This window comes from Mycobacterium sp. IDUB_9, from assembly GCF_055419505.1.
Genome location: NZ_JBVAXU010000007.1, coordinates 148,234 through 165,554 on the forward strand (window position 1 = coordinate 148,234; position 17,321 = coordinate 165,554).

The following is a 17,321-nucleotide window of genomic DNA, read 5'->3' on the forward strand; positions in this document are numbered from 1 at the left end:
TTGGATGGACAACGCGGGCCTGCCCGGCAAGGGGGACCCGCTGGAAGCCCGGTTCCTCTCCGGCGGAACGCAGAACGTGATCTACGAGATCCGCCGCGGCGAACACAACTGTGTCCTCCGCATGCCCCCACCCGGGGCACCGCCGGACCGGGACAAGGGCATCCTGCGGGAGTGGCGCATCATCGAGGCGCTCGACGGGACAGAGGTCCCGCACACCGCCGCGGTAGGGGTGTGCGCCGATCCCGAGGTGCTCGGCCGGCCGTTCTATCTGATGGGCTTCGTCGACGGCTGGTCCCCGATGGACACCCATGGCCGTTGGCCCGAACCGTTCGACACCGACCAGAGCCTCCGCCCCGGACTCAGCTATCAACTGGCCGAGGGCATTGCGCTGTTGTCCAAGGTGGATTGGCAGGCCAAGGGCCTGAGCGATCTCGGCCGGCCCGACGGCTTTCACGAACGTCAGGTTGCCCGCTGGATCGGGTTCCTCGACCGGATCAAGAACCGCGATCTGCCGGGCCTTGAAGTCGCCACCGCCTGGCTGCGGGCCCACAAGCCGCTCGATTTCATACCGGGCCTGATGCACGGCGACTACCAGTTCGCCAATGTCATGTACCGCCACGGCGCCCCGGCCACGATGGCCGCGATCGTGGATTGGGAGATGGGTACGGTAGGCGACCCGAAGCTCGACCTGGCCTGGATGGTGCAGTCGTGGCCGGCCGACGTGAACAACCCGGAGCCGTCCGAGATGGGCTATGTCGACATGCGTGGAATGCCGTCGCGCGATGACGTGGTGGCCCACTATGCGGAGGTATCGGGACGCCAGGTGGACGACCTGGACTACTACCTGGTGCTCGCCAAGTGGAAGCTGGCGATCGTGCTGGAACAGGGTTTTCAGCGAGCCGGCGACGACGAGAAGCTGCTGGCCTTCGGACCGGTGGTGACCGACCTGATGGCCTCGGCCGCCGAACTCGCCGAGTCCAGCACCTACCGGTGAAGGCCGCGGTCTGCCCGGAGTACGGGCCACCGGAAGTGGTTGGCGTCCAGGAACTTCCCACTCCCCCGATCTCGCCGGGCCTGGTTCGGGTCCAGGTCGGTGTGGCCGCGGTGAACTTCCCGGACGTGCTGCTGGTCGCCGACCGATACCAGATCACGGTGCCGGTGCCGTTCATCCCGGGCAGCGAGTTCGCCGGCCTCATCACCGAAGTGGCCGGGGACACTGGGGATTTCGCCGCGGGCGATCGAGTTACCGGCACCGGACTGTTCGGTGCGTTTGCCGAGCAGGTGTGCGTCCCGACGACCGGGCTGGCCCGGATTCCCGACGGTGTGGACGACCGCACCGCGGCCGCGTTCGGTGTGGCCCACCGCACCGCCTATCACGCACTGCGGTCGGTGGCCCGGGTCTCCTCGGGGGACGAGGTGATCGTGCTCGGTGCCGGTGGCGGCGTCGGTTTGGCCGCGGTGCAGCTCGCGGCGGCGTTGGGCGCGCGGGTGACCGCGGTGGCGTCCTCAGACGAGAAGCTCTCGACCGCCGCACGATACGGCGCCGCCGAGCTCGTCAACCACACAAAGGGTGATCTACGTGCCGTGCTGCGGGAAGCGTCGCCCGACGGTGCGCACGCGGTACTCGACCCCGTCGGTGGCGACCTGTCGGAGCCGGCCCTGCGGTCACTGCGCCGTGGCGGCCGGTTCGTGACGATCGGCTACGCCTCGGGTGTCATCCCCCGCATCCCGCTGAACCTGGTCCTGGTCAAAGGGATTCACGTCCTCGGATTTCAGTTTCAGGACATCGATCCCGCCGAGTACACCCGCAATGAGGCCGAACTACGCGAGCTGTTGGTCACCGGCGCCGTGCGGCCACACATCGGTGCGGTCTATCCGCTGGATGCCACTGCCGCCGCACTGCGATGTGTCGCCGACGGGCGTGCGGTCGGCAAGGTCGTGATCGAGCTCAGGCCTCCTTCGGCGGGTAGAAGTACTCCCGCCAGGCCGTGATCTTGCCGTCTTTCACTTCGTAGGCGCCCATCACCGGCCAGCTCATCTGCTTGCCATCCACGACCCAATAGTCGGTGCGCTCCATCAGCACCACATCGCCGTCGACGGCCAGGTGCAGAACTTTGAGGTCGACACACTTACCACCCGCGAAGAACACCTTCATCATCTCGTGGATGGCCTCGCGGCCGGCAAGTTTCGGCCAGTCGGGACCGATGTCGAAGGTGGCGTCTTCGGCGAAGTGACTCATGATTTCGTCGACATCGTTGGTCCCCCATGCGGCGATCTCGGCACGCACGATCTCTTCAGCGGTCATCGTCTTCCCGTCGGCTTGTTGTGACAGCATATTTACATCTTTCTCCGAAATTGTAACGAGGTTGTGGTTCACGCCACCACCATGGGCAACTGCTCCCAGCCGCGGACCGTGGAGGTGGGCGAGAGGTTTGCGGCCTCGAGATCGACGTCCCATTCCGGGAAGCGGGTCAGCATCTCCTCGAGCGCGATCCGCCCCTCGAGCCGGGTCAGCGCCGCGCCCAGGCAGAAATGCGCCCCCATCCCGAAGGTGAGTGGCGACGAAACCTTGCGGTGGATGTCGAAGCGGTCCGGGTCGGCATAGACCCGGTCGTCACGATTCGCCGCACCGGCCACGAAAAGGATCGCGCTGCCGGCCGGAACCGTCTGACCGTGAAATTCTGCGTCGCTCGCGACATATCGACCGATGTGCGGCGCGGGCGTCTCGTAGCGCAGGATCTCCTCGATGGCGTTGGGGATCAACGAATGGTCCTCGACGAGTTCACGACGCTGATCCGGTTGTGCGGCAAGCACCTTGGCCGTCCAGCCGATCAACCGCGTGGTGGTCTCATTGCCCGCACCGGCGACGACCTGGACATAGGCAAGAATCTCGTCCCGGGTCAGTCGTCGCTGCGTACCGGTCTCGTCGACGAACTCAAGGTGCAGAAGTTCGCTCATGATGTCGTCGGACGGGTTGTCCACTCGCCAATCGAGATACTCGGCGAACACCCCGCCCCGAACCAGAGTGTCCTGCTTGAACTTCATGGCCTTGCCGGGGGCAACTCGCAGGTTCGCATCGCTGCGGTCGCGAATCTGCTCCTGGTCCTCCTCGGGGATGCCGAGCAGCATGCCGATGACCCGCATCGGCATCTTGGCGGCGAACTCGGCGACGAGGTCGAATCGATTCGATCCCACCAGCGGGTCGAGACAGGCCGCGGAGAAGGCCCGGATCTTCGGCTCAAGTGATGCCACGGTCTTCGGCGTGAACATCTTCGAGACCAGCTTGCGGTGGATGGTGTGCGTGGGAGCGTCCTCGTAGATGACCAGCCCCGGCGGCATCTCGATCCCCGACTTGATCAGCTCGAGAATGTTGCCGCGGCCCGACGTGAACGTGTTGCGGTCCGACAGTCCCTTCGCCACATCCGCATGACGGCTCACCGCATAGAAGTCGTGCCGCTCGTTGTGGTAGAGCGGTGCCTCGTCCCGCAGCCTGCGGAAGGTCGGGTACGGGTCCCGGTTGATCTCCAGGTCATACGGGTCGTAGTACACATCTCCGGCGGGCACTGACTGCTCAGTGGACACTTGGCTGGACACTTGGTCGTTCCCTTCGGTGGGCCTGCAGGATTTGACGCGGTTCACGCCCCCATACCGCCATCGACCGCGATCGCCTGGCCGGTGAGGTAGCCCGGGGCGTCATCGCACAGCCACACTGCCGTGTCGGCGATCTCCGCGGCCTCGGCCAGGCGGCCGACAGGGGTTGCGGTGAGCAGGTTTTCGATCACCTCGGGCGACATCGATGCGCGAAACATCGGGGTGTCGACCGTGCCGGGGCAGATGGCGTTGATGCGAAGGCCCTGGCTCGCGTACTCCCGCGCGGCCACTTTGGTCAACCCGACGACACCGTGTTTGGCCGCGGTGTAGGCCGACACGGTCGGCGCGGCACGTAACCCGGCCACCGAAGCGCAATTGACGATGGCGCCGCCGCCCGTCTCGATGATCGCCGGAATCTGGTAGCGCATGCACGACCACGTCCCGGTCAGATCGACGGCGATCACCCGGTTCCAGTTCTCCATGGTGCCTTCGGCGGTCAGCTTGCCGTGCTCGCCGTCGACACCCGCGGAGTTGAACGCCGCATCGAGGCGACCGTACGTCGCGACGGTTCGGGCCACGGCATCGGCGACGAGTGCGTCGTCGGTCACATCGCATGGGATGAACGTCGCTGTCCCCCAATGGTTCAGCTCCGCCTCGACCTTGGCGCCGGCCTCCTCGTCGACGTCTCCGAGCGCCACCGCGTAGCCGCGGCGGGCGAACGCCTCTGCTGCGGCCCGTCCGATCCCGGAACCCGCACCGGTCACGAAAACAACCTTTTGATCTGTCACTGTGGACACAGTTCCTCGTTTCTGGAGTGCACGCGCTCGCTCATCCGGTCGATCACCACCGCGCCGTCGCGGATGACGGCGCGCAGGGCTTCGGCGGGACGGGCGAGCAACGAGAGGTCGGCGACGGGATCGCCGTCGACGATGATCAAGTCCGCCAGGGCGCCGGGCTCGATCACTCCCACCCGCGCCGGCGAATCCACCAGCAGCTGACCGGCGTTGAGGGTGCCCCAGCTGAGCACAACTTCCGGCGAAAGGCCGTCGATCTGGCCGTAGTACGCGAACTCGCGACCGTAGTTTCCGACCTGATGGTCCAGCGGATCGTCGTCCATCATGTCGCGGAAGACCCCGCTGTAATCGTCTCCGATGAGGATGCGCACGCCGGCTTCCTGGGCCGCCGGCAGCGTGGCGCGGACATGGTCGTACTGCTCGCGGCGCACACCGAGGTTCTCGCCGAGGCCGAGCTCGAGCACACTGCGGAGAAAGATCAGGCTCGGCACCCAGAAGGTTCCCGCCTCCACCATGGCCGCGATGACTTCCGCATCGACCTCGTCGCCGTGGTCGACGACGTCGAGGCCGAGTTCGATGCACTCCATGATCATCGCCTTGTCGGCGACGTGCGCACGAACCTTGGCGCCGCGTTCGTGGGCGGTGTCGATGATCGCGGCGATCTCGTCACGCGACATGTTGCGGGTGGTCCGGTTCGGCTGGCCGTGGCCGGCACTGGCGAAGATCTTGATGGTTTCGGCACCGCGGTTGATCTCCTGGCGCACCAGCCTGCGCAGCGCATCGGGACCGTCGGCACAGACATCGGTTCCCGGTGTCTGGTAGGGCTTCCACCATCGGCCGCCGTTATTCATGTCACCCGTGGTACCGAGATGGTGCCCGCACGCGCGGATCCGTGGGCCCGGGATGATGTCTTCGTCGATGGCCATCTTGAGTTGCGCGTCGATGTCGTTGGAGCAGGAGGCGCCCGAGTATCCGGTGAACCCGCTCTCCAACAGCACCCGGCAGGTGCGGACGCCGATCGCCATCAGAACCCCCGGCGGGCGTTCCTTGCCGAGCCGGTCGCTGTCGGCGATGTCGAACTTGTAGAAGTCCGGGTGCAGATGGCTGCTGATGAGGCCCGGCATCAGGGTCATGCCCGCAGCGTCGATCACCTCGTCGGCCGCGGCGGGCGGGGCATCGATCGCGGCGATGGTGTTGCCGTCGAGCGTGACACTACGCAGGCCGGAAAGCAGTGTGCGGCCGTCGAAGACCTTGGCATTGGTGATCACCAACATGTCTGGATCTCCTAGCGGGCAGCCCGGCCCCGCCGGCTCAGGCGCCAGTCCGGGGGAAACTGACTGTCGTTGTCCTTCACCGTGTCGGTCAGGTTTTCCAGCGTCTCCGAATCCAGTTCCATGCCCCTGGTGTCGGGGTCGGGCCGGAGCTGATCGAGGGTGGACTCCAGGAGGCCGGCGACGATACTGCCCATGTATTCACCCTGATGCTGCTTGTAGATCTCGAAGAAGGTCTTCTGGGCGAACACCGTGTCGGTGGGACGACTGCGAGAACAGGCCAGCGCGTACTTGTCGGTCATCGCCTCGAGCTCGTCGAAAGGCACCACGGCGTTGATGAAATTGCACTCGTACATCTCCTTGGCGGTGAACGGCCGGCCGGTGAACACCATCTCCATGAACTTGCGCGCGCCCATCGTGTTGCACCACTGCCATTGCCGCGCGGCGAATCCCGCGTAGCGCCAGGCGGCATGACCGAACAGTGAATCTTCGGACGCGACCACGATGTCGGCGTCGGCCGCCTGGTAGAAGTGCCAGCCGTAGCAGTACCCACGCACCTCCAGGATGCTGATCTTCTTGAAGTCCTGAAGGCTGCGCATGCCGGCGCTCGGATCGGTGTAGAACTGCACGGTCGACGCCCGGCGGCGGTAGGTCCCCACCGGCGGATAGACCACGTCCGCATCCTCGGGAACCCGAACCGCATGGTTCATGCTGCCGTCGCCGCGGCCGGCCATGGTGTCCAACAGTTCGGTGAGATCGGCGCCGCTACCCAGGTTTGGTCCGTTCGCGCGGATCACCAGCACCTTCACGTCGTCATCGATGCTGGCGTTGTGGACGAGGTCCGCGTAGCGATGCTGGGCATCGATCGTCATCGCGTTGAGTTCGTCGGCGCGGTCGAGGGTGATCGTGGCGATCTTGGTGTCCGGGTTCTTCTCATACAGCACAATCTCTTCCGCCGAAGGCCGCTGCTTGTGCTGTGCTTGCTCTACCTGCTCTGACATGTGCCGCGTCTCCTTGTCGGTGTTCACCCGCCGGCCGCAGTCACGTGATGGATCCGTGCCTGCGCCGCGAGGTGGGCTGTGATGAGTTCGGTCAGTTCGGAGAGCCGCACTTTCCCGGTCGGCGTTCTGGGCACGTCGTCGTGGGTGATGAAGACGATCCGACGCGGGATCTTGAAGCTCGACAGTGTTTCGCGCAACGCCGCCCGCAGGCCTCCCTCATCCGGTTCGTGGCCGGCTGCGGGAACAACTGCGGCCGCGACGATTTCGCCGAGTTCCGGATCAGGCAGACCCGCGACGAGAGACAACTCCACCTCGGCCAGGGAGTTCAGCGCCGCCTCCACCTCGAGGCGAGACACGTTGGCGGAGTTGGTCTTGATCATGTCGCTGATCCGGCCGACGAAGAAGGCGTAACCATCGGCATCGATCCGGACCAGGTCTCTGGTCGGGAAGAAACCGTCTGCGGTGAACACCTCGTGCCGCGGTAGCTTGTAGAAACCCGTCATCAGCGCGCCACCACGCAGTTGCAGTTCGCCGACCTCGCCGGGCGCCACCTCGACGCCGGTGTGCGGATCGACCACCCGGCGTTCGATGCCGTTGACCGCACGGCCGGCGGCACCGGCCTTCGACTCGGGCAGGCGCCTGTTCACCGGCTCCGCGCTGTGCGGCGCGAAGCTCTCCGACATCCCGAGCATCCGGGTCTGCAGGTGGCGCGGGATGGGGTCACCGTTCTCGTCCCACGTCGGCCCGGTGGTGATCTTGACGGCGTCGAGATCGATACCACGATCGCGTGCGGCCGCCTGAAGTTTGGCCAGCATGTGCCAGACCACGATGTTGGTGACCTGATGGTGTTCGATGGTGTCGAGCACGACATCGATGTCCGGACTGGTGGAATACACCAATGTACTTCCGGTACTGAGCACTTGCAGCGCCGCCGAGATGCCACCCATCCAGAAGGCGGGCAGTAGGCACAAGGTCCGATCGGTGGGTCGGACGTCGAAATAGGTGGCCAGGACCGGAGGCTGGCGGGCGACTGCCCACTGGCCGTGGACCACGGCCTTCGGTGTGGCAGTGCTGCCCGACGTGTAGACGACGAATGCGTCGTCCCCTGGCACTACCTCGGTCTCGACGGCGGCCAGCAACGCGGCGTCCGGCGAGTCGGGAGTGTCGGCTCGTTCCAGCAGATCCTCGATGGAACGGGCCCAAGGCAATCCGGCGACGTCGTCCAGCCACACGGACCGCAGATACGGGGCGGCAGGCAGGCGAAGCCCCTCAGGCCTGGCCTCGCTGAGACCCGCCAGGGCCGCTTCGAGGTTATGTCCGTAATCACGAGTCAGGAACCGGCGGACCCCGATCAGAATCTGTGCATCGCTGGTCCGAACGATGTGGGAGAGCTCGTTGGGTGTGGTCAACGTGCTGATCGGGGTGACGAGTGCACCGATGCGCAACGCCGCGTAGAACGTGGTGATCAGCAGTGCGCTGTCGGGCGCCAACAGCGCGATCCGGGTGCCTTTCGCAGCACCGATCGCCAAGAGAGCGCGCGCCATTCGTGCCGAACGCTGATCGAGTTCCCGGTAGGTGAACGTCCGCCCGGCGAAGATCAGTGCGTCGTGGTCCGCGCGCGCAGCGACGATCTCGGCGAACAGTTGCGGGAACGTCGAAGCCGGTGCGTCTTCCACGTCGTCAGAGTCGTCCATGTCGTCTGTGTCGTCCATCAGCCTTGTCCGCTTCAGAACCTGGTGATGGGATCGGCGCCGTCCCAAGACTGCGCGGCGGCACGCATCGCGGCGAATCCGGCTTCACGTGCCGGGCTGGGCTCGAGTAGTTCCACCATGAACCCGAGCGCGGGAGTGGTGTCGACCCAACACGTGCGGCTGTTGCCGATCTGCCCCTCGAACGCGAGTGCCGCTCCCCCGTCGATGTAGGCGTCACGCTCGGACTCGTAGTCGGTACAGACCAATGCCATGTGGTGCAGGCCGGACTGTCCCCGCGCGAAGACGTCGCGGAACACCCCTGGTTCGTCGTTGTCCTGGCAGACGAGCTCGATCTGCAGGTCTCCCGCGTAGGCGATGGCCGCGGTCACAGCCGGAAAATCGGCGGGCACACCCCGATGGCGACCCTCGACGCAACCCACACCGTCGAACCAGAAGAACGGGCCTACTCCCGCACTGCGGGACCAGGATTCGATGGCGAGACGAAGGTCCGGAACCACCCAGCACACCTGCATGAAGTTCCGGTTGGGAAAGCGTGAAACAGTGTTCAACAACGTACCCTTCAGCCGATCAGCGGGAATCGCTCGTCGTTCAAGGCGGTCCACTGCGCCATGTCCGTGGTGTCGAAGTTGGGGCACGGCGATCCGTTCCAGCAGACATCTTCGGGCTGGACTATCAGCAGATAGCCCCATCGCGGACGGTCCATCACGTTCGCTCCTGCGCCGTGGATGGTGAGGTGGGTGTGCACGGTGATGTCGCCCAGCTCGTACGTCATCTGCTCACTCATGTCGAGGTCACGCAGCTCCGGGAACACCTCAAGGGCGTCCGCGCCGCCATAGGTGGTGTAGTCACCGAGCACACCGACGCGGTGTGATCCGTTGACGAACGACATGGTTCCGGCCTCTGGCCCGTAGGGCTCCAACGGAATCCAGAACGTCATGCCACCGGTCCGGTCGACTGCGAAGGTGATGTAGTCCTGATGGAACGCCGTCGCTCCGTTACCGCCGTGCCGGGACGACTTCGTGGAAGGCAGCTTGGGCACGAAGAAGTCGTTGTAGTACCTGATCCCGACAGCTGAGCCGCTGTTGGTGCGTCGGCCCAACAGCAGTGTTGCGCTCTTGCCGATCTCGTCGATCAGCGGTCGCAGTACCGGGTTGCCCAGGCCACCACTGCGCTCGGCGTTGAAGTAGGCCAATACACCTTGGGCCTCACCGTCCGTGGGCGGTGCCATGCCCGCCTTCAACGGATTGCTGTCCGCGTCCTCACCCATCTTTTCCCGGGCGAGCTCGAGCATCCTGGCGAGCACATCGGGATCGACGAACCGCTTGAGCTTCACCCACCCGTGCTCATTGAGATGCGCGACCTCCTCGGGCGTGACCAGCCGGCACGGCGCCTTGAGACCAGTGGTGTCGTCCATTGTGGGAATCCTCCTCCGACAGGGAAATTGGCTCTGAATCAGGCTGGTTTCGATCAGACGAAGATTCCCGGCCCGGTCCGGAATGCGTAGAGACCAACCACGGCGTCCTCGGGAAGCGTGTACGGCGTCGCGACCTGATCGACCGTCGGACCGATCCGGTCGGCCACCTTCGTCAACTTCTCGCGATCCAGGCCGTACAGATCAAGAGCGGTCTCGCCCAGGAACTTTCGCGTGTGATCGGGATCGACATCGGAGAAGGTGAAGCGCATGGCCTCGCGGGTGTCCGGGAAGGTTCCCTCGGCATGCGGATAGTCGTCGCCCCACATGACGTTGTCGACGAGGTCGTGCTCTACCGCCAGTTTGGCTTCACCGTTGGACATGAAACTCGCACCGATGAAGCAGTTCCGGCGGAAGTACTCCGATGGCGGCTTGGGCAGCTTGGCCCGGATCGCGGCGCCCGTCGGGCCGTGGTAGAGACCATCCATGTTCGCCATGGCCTCCGGCGCCCAGTCCACCCACTGCTCGGTGAGCACCAGCTTGAGGTTCGGGTAGCGCTCGAACACACCGCTGAAGATCATCACCCAAAGACCTCGGCGGGTCCGGAACGGCGTCTCCATCATGTACATCATCTGCGCGCCCTGACCCTCGTACGGGTAGTGCTCACCGCCGCCGCCGTGCGTGTTCACCGACATTCCGGTCTCGTTACAGGCGGCCCAAATAGGCTCCCACGCAGGGTCATTGAGCATCGGGAAATCGCCTCGGGGGGCGGGCAGATTGATACCCTTCAGTCCTGCCTCGGCGGCCCACTCGATCTCCTGCGGGCACGCGCCCAGATCGGAGATCGGGATATGCGCGATGCCGGCGTGCCGTTCCGGCGCCAATGACACGAAGTCGGCCAACCACCGGTTGTAGATTCGGACCCCGACCCGCTCGAGATCGTTGTAGGCGGAATCCCCCCAGCTGATGAGCCCGGTGGTCGAGAACGGGATCGATTGACCGTTGAGGCCACCGTGGAAGATGACATCTGCGGCAACACCCTGTTCGTCCATGTCGGCGATCCGCGCATCATGGTCCTGCAGTCCGGGCGCCAGACTGTGCTCGTAGCTGCGTTGCAGGAACCGCGCACCGACCTGGTCTGCGTTGCGGATACCGGCCTGTTTCCCGAACTTCTCGGCTTGGGCGTCGTCCAACTTCTCGGCCGCGGCCCTGCCCTGAGTGGCCGGCGCCTTTTCGGCTTGGGCCTTACCTCGTTCAGCCTGCGACTTCCCCAGTGACCAGCTCTGCTTCCCGCCGGAGTTCGCCTCCGACGACCGCCACGACAAGAGGCCCTGGCTCTCCATCTCGTTTACGAAGCGGTCGAACTCGTCGAGGTACTTCGCGTCGCAGTACGGGCGCAGCTGGTCTTTGACCGACGGGCCGACATGGCTGTCGATCGACACCGTGACGTAAGGCCGCCCATCGGAATCGGTGGCGACGGAACCGGACTGATCTTGCGACATATCTTCCCCTTGGTCATCACGCGGGTGGGCAGATGTGATCCGACGCGGAGCCAGAGAGCTCGCGTTTCGGGCGGTTCGTTGGGGAGATGTTAAGCACCATCGTGCGATTTTTGCAACGGTGTTGCGTTTTTGCACCAGCGTGGCAAGCATTGACGGAACCAGTGTGCCCCGGTATGGAGCTTGGCTTACCGCTCGCGTCGCCCCAACCCGCGGTGGAATACGTTGCGCACCAGACTGATCTGGGCCCCAATCCGCCCGATTCCTTGACCGGGCGACCGCTCGTCTGCTAGGCAGGTGCTCAGCACTTTCAATCCCTCCAGGAGATCACCCGTGCCCACATCACAACACCGTCGGCAAACGCTCGTACCGGTGAAGCAGTCATGACCGCACCGGCCGCTGCCGATCTGTACTACGACCCTTACAGCGTCGACCTCAACATGAACCCGTATTCGGTGTTCGCCCGGATGAGGGAAGAAGCCCCGCTGTACTACAACGAGCAGCACGACTTCTATGCACTGAGCCGCTACGACGACGTCAACAAGGCGGTCATCGACCACGAGACGTTCATCTCCGGCCGGGGAGCCGTACTGGAGATCATCAAGTCCGGGATGGAAATCCCCCCGGGGACATTGATTTTCGAGGACCCGCCGATCCACAACATCCATCGCAATCTGCTGTCGCGGATGTTCACCCCGCGCAAGGTGCTGGCCCTGGAACCTCAGATCCGCGAGTTCACTGCCCGCTGCCTTGATCCGCTCGTCGGAGGGGACCGCTTCGACTTCGTCAACGATCTCGGCGAGCAGATGCCCATGCGTGTCATCGGCATGCTGTTGGGCATCCCCGAGGAACGGCAGCGACAGATCACCGACCACGGTGAGGAGATCCTGCAGGGCCAGACGGTCGACGCACTGGCGACCGGTGAGGTGTTCGCCGAGTTCATCGACTGGCGCGCTGAGCACCCCTACGACGACATCATGACCGACCTGCTCAACGCCGAGTTCGAAGACGAGACCGGCACGGTGCGCAAGTTGCGCCGCGACGAGCTGCTGCTCTACCTGACCGTCATCGCCACCGCCGGCTCAGAAACCACCACCCGACTGATCGGCTGGGCCGGCAAGACGCTGGCCGAATACCCGGATCAACGCCGCGACCTGGTGGCGAACCCAGGGCTCATCCCCCAGGCGATCGAAGAGATCCTGCGGTGGGAGCCACCGGCCCTGCAGATCGCGCGCTACGTCACCCGCGACGTGGAGTACTACGGCCGGACCGTGCCGGAGGGGTCGGCGATGCTGATGCTGGTCGGCGCGGCCAATCGCGACCACCGCCGGTTTGCGCCTGATGGTGATGTCTTTGACATCCACCGGGAACAGCACGCGCACATGACCTTTGGCGCAGGAACGCACTTCTGCATGGGTAACGCCCTGGCCCGACTCGAAGGCCGCATCGCGTTGGAGGAGATCCTCAAGCGCTTCCCCGAGTGGGAGGTCGACTGGGAGAACACGGTGCCGTCGGAAACCGCAGCGGTCCGAGGCTGGGCCGCGATGCCGACCTTCATTTCCGGGTAGGGACGCTCAGATGCATCGCATCCTTCTGAGCACCCTCATCATCGACGCTCCGTCCGACGCCCAAGGCGCAACGGCCGATTTCTGGGCCGGAGCTCTCGACGCCGAGCAATACCGTCCACGGCAAGCCCCCGACTACTGCATCCTCCAAGGTGCGTCGGAGGATTTCCGCGTCGTGGTCCAGAATGTGCACTCCGGCCAAGCCGGAGTCCATCTCGACATCCACACCGACGATCTGGATGCCGAAGTGAAACGCCTCAAAGCTCTGGGCGCCAAGGTGATCGACGATTCCTTCGTCGATCATCCCGGGAAGTGGGTCATCATGGCCGATCCTGCCGGCAAGGAATTCTGCGTGGTCTACGCGCTGAATCCGCTGCGACCCCAGGCGGACCGCGACGCGTTCGAGCGAAAGGCAAAACAGGTCAGCTGACCGGGTCACGGCGCACAATGTCCGCTCGGCCGCGTCATCTCGGCCGCGTCGCAAGCCCACTCGATCGGCGGCCGGCGAAGAACTGCCTGCTGAATTCTCGTTGACCCGCAACGCTCCAGTTGTCATGGTCCTCGCCGAACGCGGTGATCCCGTCCCATGTCCATTCGGTCAGGCAGTTCCATGTCCACAGGTTCGGATTGATGACGAAACCGAGACGGTTGAGGGCCTGTCCCGAGGCCTCGACGTTGCGCCCGTGCTCGTCGACCGCGCTGATGGCGACGCGCGTGGGCGCACCCGAGACGTGGTCGCGCTCGACGACCTCGCGCCGGCCGCTGACCAGCTTGCCCCAGACGCCCTCGCGCAGCAGGTAACCGTGGATGACATACGCAGTGCCGTCACCGAAATCCATGGTGATGGCGTGGAAACCGGCATCCTCTGAGGCCGTGGCATAGCTGTATCCACCACGCTTGCTCGGTGTGGCGTGAATGCCCACACCGTGCTGACTACGAGGTCCCCACGACCGGTCGCGGAATCCATACGCGTCCACGGGGATTCGTTCCCCCTGCAACACGATCTCGCCTTGGAAGCGCCCGGGCTGGTCCAGGTGACTCTCACCGAGCAGATGCGGTCTACTCGTGCCGGTGAAGGTGAGGTCGACGTGGATCTCGTCGCCGCCGTCGGGATCGTCGTAGCCGATGCGGTAGCGGCTTCCCAGCTCCAGCACCTCGTAGCGCGATCCGTTGGCCACGTTCAGGTTGGACAGTGGTTCTGCAGGCATCGGAAGGTGCCAGAAGTTCTTCGCGTACAGGCAGTTCCAGACCTGGTCTCCGGTATCGTCCCAGAAGTACGCCCCGGCCGACATCGCTCCGAGCGTGGGTTTGAAGAACGGGTAGAGCTGTCCGGACAGCCTGCGCTCCGGCACAGTGAAGGTGAACCAGCAGGTTTCGCTCCATTCCGGGTCAGCGGGGTCCGTCGGCGGATGGAACTCGTCGTCGGTCGCCGCGTACGGTCCAGTCGTCATGCCCGCGCCTGCGCATGTTCGTCGAGTATTGCCGCGACGAGTGCCGTCGCCGGATTGTCCCGCCAAATGGTGTGGTCGGACGGCACAGCGCCGGATTGCTCCCAGCGGTTCATCACAGAAACCACCGTCGATGCGAAACGATAGGCCGCGAACAGCTCGTACCAGGACAACTGTCGCACCGAAGTCCCGGCTCTACGCTCGTAATGAGCCACCTGCTCGGCGCGGGTGGGCTCGCCGTCCAGGCGCGTCATATCGGAGCCTTCGTGCATCCACCGGTCGGCCATCAACCACCAGCCCAGGTCCAGTTCGCGCTCCCCTACCGCCACACCTTCGAAGTCGGTGAGGCACAACGGTGTACCCGCAGTGCGGTCCCAGATGATGTTGCCCGGTCTGGCGTCACCCCAGAGCAGTACGACGTCTTCGGGGGCCGACGGCAGAGTCGAGTGCAACACCTCCGACGCCCGGTCGAAGACATCGGCGCGGCGCCCTCGCAGGCCCTGCCGCAACTGCGCCTCCCACAGGGCCAGCTGCCGCTGCGCCCCCGGCCGAGCCGATCCGTCGTCGAGCATCGACAGGCCCGACTCCCGCCAGGGCGCGGTGTGCAACCGGGCCAGCGCGTCGAGGCCGGACCGGACCACGGTGCGGCGAAACTCCGGCGCGGCCACGGCGTAGAAACCCTCCGCCGTGCACGGCGGGACCTCGACCGGGACGACGCCGTCGACGAAGTCCATCACCAGAAATGGCACACCCAGAATGCTTGGGTCGGGCTCGAATTCGACACCGGCTGCCACCGGCAGCACATCCGCAAGCGCGCGCATGACCGTTGACTGCAGGGCGACACCGGTGCCGATACCGGGTGCCTGCTCGGGATACGGTGAGTCCTCGGCGCTTTCGCGCCGCAGGACCTGCTTGCTGGCGCGGCCCATGACGGTGGCGGAGAAGACGAGATTGTCGGCGGAAAATCCGCTCCCCGGCCGGTCGTGCATGCTCACCGTGACCGGGCCGCCGAGTCGTTGCTCCAGCCAAGCCTCGAGTCGAGGCACCAGTTGCTCGTCGTCCATCTGCCATCCCGTCCGGCGACGGCACCGAGGACAACCCGGCGCCGACGTGTCCCCACTGACACGCAGCGTCAGCGTATACAAATTTTGCAATGTGTCTACAGGTCATCGATACATCAGGTTTGATGGCACGGAAGGTGCTGTCGAGCGTGTCGTCCCGACACGAGGGAAGGACGACTGTGAAACCACTGGCGGGGTCCCGGATCCTCGTGGTCGGCGCATCCTCCGGCATCGGACGGCAAGTCGGTTTGCAGGCGGTCGCCGCCGGTGCCACGGTGGCATTCGCGGCCCGCCGGGTAGATCAACTCAGGGAGGCGGTGGCCGAGGCGCCGGGTGACAGCCACCTCGCCATCGAATGCGACGTGAGGGACGAAGCCCAATGCATCCGCGCCGTCGAGGCGGTCGTGAAAGCATGGGGCGGGCTGGACCACCTCGTGTACGCCACCGCGATCGACGTGCTCACGAGGCTCGATGATGCCTCGCATGACACCTGGAACAACACTTTCGGCACCAACGTGTACGGCGCAGCGGCGGTGACCCGTGCGGCTCTGCCGCATCTGTTGGCATCCAAAGGGCGGGCGGTCTACCTCAGCGCCTCCTCGGTGCCGCGCCCGCTGCCCGGCATGGGTGTGTATGCCGCCAGCAAGGCGGCACTCGAGACGATGGTCACCGCCTGGCAGCACGAACACCCGGAACTGGCCTTTACGACGGTGCGGATCGGGTCGGTGTTGGGGACCGGCGTCACCGACAGCTGGAGCCATGAACTGCTCGCCGAGCTCGCGCAGGAGTGGGCCACCGGCGGGTACTTACCGTCGAACGGACCCGGCGGAGCAATGACGGTCGAGCAGGCAGCGGCGGCCGTTCTGGCGGTGCTGACGAGCCCGGCATGGCTGCGGGAGGTCACCGCCGTGTCGGACCCGGGGCGGGACAATTACCAGTTCGAGCAAACCTGACCCCACCGATCAGCGACGGGCTCACACCGCCGAAATACGCTCGCGGCGGGATCAGACGGTCATCTCGAGGATCTTGTCGCCCTGGGCGTTGCCCTCGAAGTAGCCCAGACCGTAGTCTCCGCGGATCGTGGTGCGGTGCATGATGCGTGGCTCGTCTGGGTCGTGGCCACTGACAGCGTGCAGCATGCGCAGGTTGTCCCAGATCACCATGTCGGTGGGACGCCATTTGTGGAAGTACGGGGCGATGTCGGCGAGCATCTCCTTGCATACCGATTCGAGGAGCGCGTCGCCCTCGGGTGTCTCATCACCTTCGATGCCCTCGGCCATCCACGGCGAGATGTGCAGCACCTTTTCTCCGGTAGTGCGCGTCCATACCGCGGGATGGACGGCACGGGGAAGCTGCTTGCCGTAGTCGATCGTCCGCTGCAGGGCGGCGTGCGCCTGGATCTCGCGGAATCCGTCGGCCAGGCCGAACCGCATCTCCGAGAAGCGCAGATTGAGCGTGTACACGATGTTGCGTTCTTCAATCTGGCGACGCAACGCCGGCGACATCCGCTTGTAGAGGCCGATACCGTCGGCGAATCCGGTCTCGCCGCCCTCACTGACGCCGGTCACGCAGCGGAGCACCCCGGCCAGGTTCAGTTCATTGTTGTAGCAGTGATCGAAATGCCAAGGCAGCCAAGAGGTCACTTCCTTGCCATCGATCTCGACGATATTGCCCTCACGCGGCTCCTGGCCGATTTCGATGACCCCCGGGTACAAGGCTCCCCCGGCCCGCGGCACCGTCGGAACCGGATGGTCCTTCAACGGGCCAAACACCTTGCTGATCTCCACCTGCAACCGTGCGTCGGGTTCGACCTCCTCGAAAAGGATCATCCCCCGCTCCTGAAAGACCTGTCGCAGCCGCTCGCGTACTTGGTGTTCTTCGAGAACCGTGAGCGTGATGCCGGTGACCCTCGCACCGAACGACAGATCATCCCGAAGGGGCTGGACCTGGATGGATGACATGGCTCAT

17 protein-coding genes are annotated in these 17,321 nt (G+C 64.9%); 5 read left to right on the forward strand and 12 right to left on the reverse strand.

Annotation, left to right across the window (positions count from 1 at the left end):
* Positions 1-4 precede the first annotated feature (4 nt).
* Together ACZY08_RS25345 and ACZY08_RS25350 are read left to right on the forward strand one after the other, a co-directional pair.
* Positions 5-994 (forward strand): phosphotransferase family protein, encoded by a 990-nt coding sequence (locus tag ACZY08_RS25345; protein ID WP_463747508.1) that lies wholly within the window; start codon positions 5-7, stop codon positions 992-994.
* Positions 991-1,992, forward strand: a complete 1,002-nt coding sequence (locus ACZY08_RS25350) for an NADPH:quinone oxidoreductase family protein (RefSeq protein WP_463747362.1) — start codon at positions 991-993, stop codon at positions 1,990-1,992. The genes ACZY08_RS25345 and ACZY08_RS25350 overlap by 4 nt, the downstream gene beginning before the upstream one ends.
* Here the strand turns inward: ACZY08_RS25350 and ACZY08_RS25355 are convergent.
* Genes ACZY08_RS25355 through ACZY08_RS25395 form a run of 9 tightly spaced genes read right to left on the reverse strand, consistent with a single transcriptional unit; the run spans position 1,949 to position 11,282 of the window.
* A complete protein-coding gene (locus ACZY08_RS25355) occupies positions 1,949-2,335 on the reverse strand; it encodes a limonene-1,2-epoxide hydrolase family protein (protein WP_463747363.1) in 387 nt (128 codons plus the stop codon). The genes ACZY08_RS25350 and ACZY08_RS25355 overlap by 44 nt on opposite strands.
* 38 nt (positions 2,336-2,373) lie before the next feature.
* A complete protein-coding gene (locus ACZY08_RS25360) occupies positions 2,374-3,594 on the reverse strand; it encodes a cytochrome P450 (protein WP_463747364.1) in 1,221 nt (406 codons plus the stop codon).
* 41 nt (positions 3,595-3,635) lie between these two features.
* Positions 3,636-4,355: an SDR family oxidoreductase gene (locus ACZY08_RS25365; protein WP_463747365.1), complete on the reverse strand. Its 720-nt coding sequence runs from the start codon at positions 4,353-4,355 to the stop codon at positions 3,636-3,638.
* 20 nt (positions 4,356-4,375) lie between these two features.
* Complete coding sequence (locus ACZY08_RS25370) at positions 4,376-5,659, reverse strand: amidohydrolase family protein (protein WP_463747366.1); 1,284 nt, start codon at positions 5,657-5,659, stop codon at positions 4,376-4,378.
* A gap of 11 nt (positions 5,660-5,670) precedes the next feature.
* Positions 5,671-6,657 carry an enoyl-CoA hydratase/isomerase family protein gene (locus ACZY08_RS25375; RefSeq protein ID WP_463747367.1) on the reverse strand — a complete coding sequence of 329 codons (987 nt, stop codon included), beginning with the start codon at positions 6,655-6,657 and terminating at the stop codon, positions 5,671-5,673.
* 23 nt (positions 6,658-6,680) lie between these two features.
* The gene (locus tag ACZY08_RS25380) at positions 6,681-8,369 is read right to left on the reverse strand and encodes a class I adenylate-forming enzyme family protein (RefSeq protein WP_463747368.1); all 1,689 of its coding nucleotides are present in this window, start codon (positions 8,367-8,369) and stop codon (positions 6,681-6,683) included.
* A gap of 14 nt (positions 8,370-8,383) precedes the next feature.
* Positions 8,384-8,917, reverse strand: coding sequence for a VOC family protein (locus tag ACZY08_RS25385; RefSeq protein WP_463747369.1), 534 nt, complete (start codon positions 8,915-8,917; stop codon positions 8,384-8,386).
* A gap of 11 nt (positions 8,918-8,928) precedes the next feature.
* Positions 8,929-9,783, reverse strand: a complete 855-nt coding sequence (locus ACZY08_RS25390; protein ID WP_463747370.1) for a phytanoyl-CoA dioxygenase family protein — start codon at positions 9,781-9,783, stop codon at positions 8,929-8,931.
* Positions 9,784-9,836: 53 nt separating this feature from the next.
* Complete coding sequence (locus ACZY08_RS25395) at positions 9,837-11,282, reverse strand: amidohydrolase family protein (protein WP_463747371.1); 1,446 nt, start codon at positions 11,280-11,282, stop codon at positions 9,837-9,839.
* Positions 11,283-11,662: 380 nt separating this feature from the next.
* Between ACZY08_RS25395 and ACZY08_RS25400 the strand changes: the two genes are divergently transcribed.
* Positions 11,663-12,847 (forward strand): cytochrome P450, encoded by a 1,185-nt coding sequence (locus ACZY08_RS25400; protein ID WP_463747372.1) that lies wholly within the window; start codon positions 11,663-11,665, stop codon positions 12,845-12,847.
* A 10-nt stretch (positions 12,848-12,857) separates the two neighbouring features.
* Entirely contained in the window at positions 12,858-13,274 is a 417-nt protein-coding gene (locus ACZY08_RS25405; protein WP_463747373.1) for a VOC family protein, read from the forward strand.
* 34 nt (positions 13,275-13,308) lie between these two features.
* Here the strand turns inward: ACZY08_RS25405 and ACZY08_RS25410 are convergent, their stop codons facing one another.
* Complete coding sequence (locus ACZY08_RS25410; protein WP_463747374.1) at positions 13,309-14,295, reverse strand: DUF7065 domain-containing protein; 987 nt, start codon at positions 14,293-14,295, stop codon at positions 13,309-13,311.
* Positions 14,292-15,356 carry a phosphotransferase family protein gene (locus ACZY08_RS25415; protein WP_463747375.1) on the reverse strand — a complete coding sequence of 355 codons (1,065 nt, stop codon included), beginning with the start codon at positions 15,354-15,356 and terminating at the stop codon, positions 14,292-14,294. The genes ACZY08_RS25410 and ACZY08_RS25415 overlap by 4 nt, the downstream gene beginning before the upstream one ends.
* A gap of 122 nt (positions 15,357-15,478) precedes the next feature.
* Between ACZY08_RS25415 and ACZY08_RS25420 the strand changes: the two genes are divergently transcribed.
* Complete coding sequence (locus ACZY08_RS25420) at positions 15,479-16,306, forward strand: SDR family oxidoreductase (RefSeq protein WP_463747376.1); 828 nt, start codon at positions 15,479-15,481, stop codon at positions 16,304-16,306.
* Between the two features lie 51 nt (positions 16,307-16,357).
* Here the strand turns inward: ACZY08_RS25420 and ACZY08_RS25425 are convergent, their stop codons facing one another.
* Positions 16,358-17,314 carry a TauD/TfdA dioxygenase family protein gene (locus ACZY08_RS25425; RefSeq protein ID WP_463747377.1) on the reverse strand — a complete coding sequence of 319 codons (957 nt, stop codon included), beginning with the start codon at positions 17,312-17,314 and terminating at the stop codon, positions 16,358-16,360.
* Positions 17,315-17,321: the final 7 nt, after the last annotated feature.

What these genes read in the sequence shown, in the direction of transcription:
- ACZY08_RS25345 (WP_463747508.1), top strand. Translation starts at nt 5, where the DNA reads ATGGACAACGCGGGCCTGCCCGGCAAGGGGGACCCGCTGGAAGCCCGG.
- ACZY08_RS25355 (WP_463747363.1), bottom strand. Translation starts at nt 2,335, where the DNA reads ATGCTGTCACAACAAGCCGACGGGAAGACGATGACCGCTGAAGAGATC.
- ACZY08_RS25370 (WP_463747366.1), bottom strand. Translation starts at nt 5,659, where the DNA reads ATGTTGGTGATCACCAATGCCAAGGTCTTCGACGGCCGCACACTGCTT.
- ACZY08_RS25375 (WP_463747367.1), bottom strand. Translation starts at nt 6,657, where the DNA reads ATGTCAGAGCAGGTAGAGCAAGCACAGCACAAGCAGCGGCCTTCGGCG.
- ACZY08_RS25380 (WP_463747368.1), bottom strand. Translation starts at nt 8,369, where the DNA reads ATGGACGACACAGACGACATGGACGACTCTGACGACGTGGAAGACGCA.
- ACZY08_RS25390 (WP_463747370.1), bottom strand. Translation starts at nt 9,783, where the DNA reads ATGGACGACACCACTGGTCTCAAGGCGCCGTGCCGGCTGGTCACGCCC.
- ACZY08_RS25395 (WP_463747371.1), bottom strand. Translation starts at nt 11,282, where the DNA reads ATGTCGCAAGATCAGTCCGGTTCCGTCGCCACCGATTCCGATGGGCGG.
- ACZY08_RS25400 (WP_463747372.1), top strand. Translation starts at nt 11,663, where the DNA reads ATGACCGCACCGGCCGCTGCCGATCTGTACTACGACCCTTACAGCGTC.
- ACZY08_RS25405 (WP_463747373.1), top strand. Translation starts at nt 12,858, where the DNA reads ATGCATCGCATCCTTCTGAGCACCCTCATCATCGACGCTCCGTCCGAC.
- ACZY08_RS25410 (WP_463747374.1), bottom strand. Translation starts at nt 14,295, where the DNA reads ATGACGACTGGACCGTACGCGGCGACCGACGACGAGTTCCATCCGCCG.
- ACZY08_RS25415 (WP_463747375.1), bottom strand. Translation starts at nt 15,356, where the DNA reads ATGGACGACGAGCAACTGGTGCCTCGACTCGAGGCTTGGCTGGAGCAA.
- ACZY08_RS25420 (WP_463747376.1), top strand. Translation starts at nt 15,479, where the DNA reads ATGGCACGGAAGGTGCTGTCGAGCGTGTCGTCCCGACACGAGGGAAGG.
- ACZY08_RS25425 (WP_463747377.1), bottom strand. Translation starts at nt 17,314, where the DNA reads ATGTCATCCATCCAGGTCCAGCCCCTTCGGGATGATCTGTCGTTCGGT.